The organism is Streptomyces ipomoeae 91-03 (assembly GCF_000317595.1).
Taxonomy (GTDB): domain Bacteria; phylum Actinomycetota; class Actinomycetes; order Streptomycetales; family Streptomycetaceae; genus Streptomyces; species Streptomyces ipomoeae.
The window spans coordinates 1-3,956 of sequence record NZ_AEJC01000019.1 but is presented as its reverse complement, the minus strand read 5'-3'; the positions used below and the strand labels follow the sequence as shown (position 1 = coordinate 3,956).

The window sequence follows — 3,956 nt, the reverse complement described above, 5'->3', positions numbered from 1 at the left end:
GCTCCGTTGTGATCTGCCCACCTACCACGTGGCGCGCACCTGGCGGATGATCCGTCGGCGCAACCGCACCCTGCGGCTGCCATCGCGCAGCAGGCTCAGTCGGTCCAACTCCCAGTGTCCGTACTCGGCATGGTCCGTCAGCAGGCGTGTGGCGTCCTTGCGGGAGACCCCACGAGGTACGTACACGTCGACAAATTCGTATTCCGGCATCGGTATCTATTGTGCGGGCTGGGGCCCCATACGGATAGCGTCTGCACTATGTCTGATGCTGCGCAGCCCACCGCTGCCGAGGTACGCGCCGCCGCCGAGGCGGTCAAGACCGCGCTCGACCGCCATCTCGCCGCGGTCGAGCAGAGGACGGGAGAGGACGACCCGGCCGTCTACGAAGCGTTCAACGAGCTGGCCGGGGCCGCCGAGGAGTACGACGAACTGCTCTACGACCGCTACGACGAGGTCACCCCCTTCGAGATCCCCGGCACGGAGGACATGCCGCCGTACACCGGCCCCGAGGAACCCAGCGCGCTCAGTGTGCTGATCCGCCGGGACTACACGGTCGTCGAGCCACAGCGCCTGCTCGCGCAGGCGCAACGGGTGGAGGCCGTGGAGGAGCCTTCGGCCCCGGACAACGGGGTCGGCACGGTGCATGGGGCGCTGGGCGTGCTGTTCGGGGAGTTCGAGCCGGACGAGATCGCCTCCCGGCACAAGGAGTTCGGCCTGGAGGAGGGCGACTCCACGCTCTGGGTGACCGCCGGGGACGACACCGCCGAGCCCGGCGAGTGGTTGGAGGCCCCCTTCGACCAGGTCGATCCCCAACGTGTGGTGTGCCGCTTCGACGTCAGTGCGGTGTTCGACGACGACATGGAGGACGACGAGCTGGACGACGACCTCGAACTCGAAGCGGAGCTGGATGAGGACGAGGACCTGGAACCGTTGGACGCGGATCGCTAGGCGCGGGCCGGGACTGAGGGCCCAGGGGGCTCGGGGGTGCCTGTGGGGACCGAATGGCTCAGGGTGCCTGTGGGTGCCTTCTAGCTCGGGGGCGCCTTCTGGCTCGGGGCGCCTACTGGCTCAGGGGTGTCCGTTTTGCTTGGCGGCTGCGGGTTGTGTGTGGTCGCTCGCGCAGTTCCCCGCGCCCCTTATGGGGGCGCGGGTCTCCTGCGCAGCTGCGGCAGGGTCAATCGGCGGACGGTACCTGCGCCTTCAGCAGCACCGGTAGCCGTGTCGTGCGTGGCTTCGCGCCGATTTCGGCGACCGCGCGGGGCAGGGCCTGTTCCACGCCATGGACGACGGACAGGTGCCGCTCGGCCCGGCCGAAGGCCGTGTAGACCCAGGGCCGGCTGAGGGCGGGCGCGGCGTCGCCCGGCAGCACCACGACCACGGCCGGCCAACGGTGCCCCACGGCCTGGTGCGCGGTCAGGGCCCACGCGTGCCGCACGCTCTGCTCCACCCGCTCCTTCGGTACGACCACGGCCGCCCCCGCACACTCCAGGTGCAACCCCTCGGCGTCGGCCTTGACCACGCGCCCCGGCGTCGTACGCCCCGGCACGGGGGAGTGGACGACACGGTCACCCGGATCGAAGCCCCCGAAGCGGCCGGGGCCGGGATTCAGCCGTTCCTTCAGCGCCACGTTGAGCGCACGCGTACCGGCCGCCCCACCGTGCCCGGGGGTGATCACCTGCACTTGCTCGGCGGGGATGCCGAAGGCCCTCGGCACCGAGTCCACGACCAGTTGCGCGGTCCGGTGCACCGCCTCCCCGGCGTCCCGCACCGGCACGATCACGACCTCCTTCCCGGGCGCGTCGACCTGGTTCAGCTCTCCGATCCCGATCCCGGAGACCAACTCGCCGATCGGCCCGGGATCGGGCGTCCGCGAGGCGACCTGTGGGCAGGTGCGGGCGGCGAGCAGATCCGCGAAGACCCGCCCCGGCCCGGCGGACCACAGCACCCCCGGGTCACCGCTGAGCACCAGCCGGGCCCCGTCGGGCAGCGACTCGACGAGCACGGCGGCCGTCTCGACGTCGAGCTGCGGCGCGTCCAGTACGACGAGCAGGTCGAGGTCCAGCGCACCGTCGGCATCCCGGCCGGGCCCCTCCGCACCGGACAACAACCCGGCGACGGTGGCCACGATCGCGCCGTCGCTTCCCTCGTCACCGCCGATGAGGGCCGCGAACCGACGTCTCCCGTCCGCGCTGTGCGTCGCCGCGTACGCCCGCAGCCCGAGCGCCCGCGCGGCGGTGATCAGCGCCGCGGGTTCGGCGCGGGCGGCCTCGCCGCCGGTGTGCAGCACCAGCCCGTGCCCGGCGACCGCGCGGATCAGGCCGACGGCGGATCGCGGCACCGACGCCTCCGCCGGGGGCCAGTCCGTCGAGTCCTCCTTGGGCAGGGAGTTCACGACCCGGGCGAGACCGTCGGCGAGGCTCTCCTCGGCGAGCGCGTAACGCTCCAGCCCGATGAGAACGCGAACCGGCTGCTCCTGCTCCGCCTCGTCGCCCTCGGCACCGGCGCCCGCCGCGGTGGGCGGCGCATCGTCGAGCGCGTCCTGGAAGACCAGGGCCTCGCCCTCGGCGACGGCGCTCTGGACTGCCGCGTCGGGGTCGGGCACGGACCGCTGGGCCAGTGCGGCGGCCAGGGCGGGGGCCTCCAGCGCCGTATGCCCGGCGATGGCCGCCTGTTCCAGCAGCCACACGGTGACCGCACGGCCCCGCCGCTCGTCGTCCGGGCCGCACTCCGCGCCGAGCAGCGCCCGCGCGAATCCGTCGGCCTGCTCCGGCCGTACGCCGGGCACCCGCAGCAACTGCCAGGGATCCGCACGCAGCCGATCGCCCGCACCTTCGCCGAGCACTTCGGCGACCTGCGGCCCGAGCGCCTCGGGCGCCCCGCCCGCGGCCAGCACGGCACGCACCGCCTCGACGGTCTCCCCGGAGGGCGCCGCCACACCGGCCACGGGCGCAACCGGCTGAGGCCGCCGCACCGGCTCCGGCGCGGGCCGCCGCGGTGCGGGCTCCGGCTCGCTGAACACGGTGGCCGCGGGCTTCTGCCCGCCCTCCACCGCCCGTACGGCGGCCAACAGATCGGCCGCCACCCCGCTGAGCTTGGCCCCGCTCGCGATCGGCCCCTTCTTCTCCGCCTTCCGCCGCTCGATCCGCTCCCGCTCCGCGGCCAGCTCGGCCTCCGCCTCGGACATATCTGGTGCGGCCTCGACACCACCGGCTTCGGCCGACTCTGCCGACTCGCCGTCCGCTGCCGTTGGGCCGACGACGCCCGCGTCCGCCGCGTCGCCGGTACCGCCGCCGGGGGAGCCGGCATCGGAGGCGCCGGCACTGGAGCTGCTGTCCGCGTCGCCGTCGGTCTCGTCCTCGCCGTTCCTGCCCCCGGCCGTCTCACCGGCGTCCGCGATCGATCCGGCCCCGGCCGTGTCCCCGTCCACGGGCGTAGCCCCGGGCGCGCTCGGCCGGTTCTCGGCGGCGCTCTCGGCCGCGGGGGACCCCTCGCCCCGTCGCCCCGGCTCGTCCGGCTCCGTGGTCGCGGGCTCCGTGCTCACAGCGTGCTCCAGTCGTGATCGGGATAGCGGTGCACGGGCGCCGACACGTCGTCGAGAGCCCGGCAGATCTCGTCAGGAAGACTAAGGGTCTCCACTGACAACGCGGCCGTGAGCTGCAGTGCGTTGCGTGCGCCGACGATGGGCGCGGCGACGCCGGGCCGGTCGCGTACCCACGCCAGGGCCACCTGGAGCGGGGTCACGGCGAGGCCGTCCGCGGCGGTCTGCACCGCGTCCACGATGCTGCTCGCCGTGTCGTCGAGATACGGCGCGACGAACGGGGCCATGTGCTCCGAGCCGCCCCGTGAGTCCGGGGGAGTGGTGTGGCGGTACTTGCCGGTGAGCACCCCGCGGCCCAGCGGTGAGGACGGCAGCAGACCGACGCCCAGGTCGAGCGCGGCGGGCAGCACCTCGCGTT

The 3,956-nt window shown here is 73.8% G+C and carries 4 protein-coding genes; 1 reads left to right on the top strand and 3 read right to left on the bottom strand.

Features of this window, described 5'->3' with window-relative positions:
* Positions 1-21: 21 nt before the first annotated feature.
* Complete coding sequence (locus STRIP9103_RS01100; RefSeq protein WP_005485166.1) at positions 22-210, bottom strand: DUF5703 family protein; 189 nt, start codon at positions 208-210, stop codon at positions 22-24.
* Positions 211-258: 48 nt separating this feature from the next.
* On the opposite strand from STRIP9103_RS01100, the gene STRIP9103_RS01095 reads away from it, so the two are divergent.
* Complete coding sequence (locus STRIP9103_RS01095) at positions 259-948, top strand: hypothetical protein (protein WP_009294233.1); 690 nt, start codon at positions 259-261, stop codon at positions 946-948.
* Between the two features lie 226 nt (positions 949-1,174).
* Here STRIP9103_RS01095 and STRIP9103_RS01090 read toward each other — a convergent pair whose 3' ends face one another.
* Positions 1,175-3,541, bottom strand: coding sequence for a helix-hairpin-helix domain-containing protein (locus STRIP9103_RS01090; RefSeq protein ID WP_009294239.1), 2,367 nt, complete (start codon positions 3,539-3,541; stop codon positions 1,175-1,177).
* Positions 3,538-3,956 (bottom strand): aldo/keto reductase (locus STRIP9103_RS01085; RefSeq protein WP_009294231.1); only part of this gene is annotated, 419 nt, incomplete at its 5' end. The genes STRIP9103_RS01085 and STRIP9103_RS01090, both read right to left, overlap by 4 nt.

What these genes read in the sequence shown, in the direction of transcription:
- STRIP9103_RS01100 (WP_005485166.1), bottom strand. Translation starts at nt 210, where the DNA reads ATGCCGGAATACGAATTTGTCGACGTGTACGTACCTCGTGGGGTCTCC.
- STRIP9103_RS01095 (WP_009294233.1), top strand. Translation starts at nt 259, where the DNA reads ATGTCTGATGCTGCGCAGCCCACCGCTGCCGAGGTACGCGCCGCCGCC.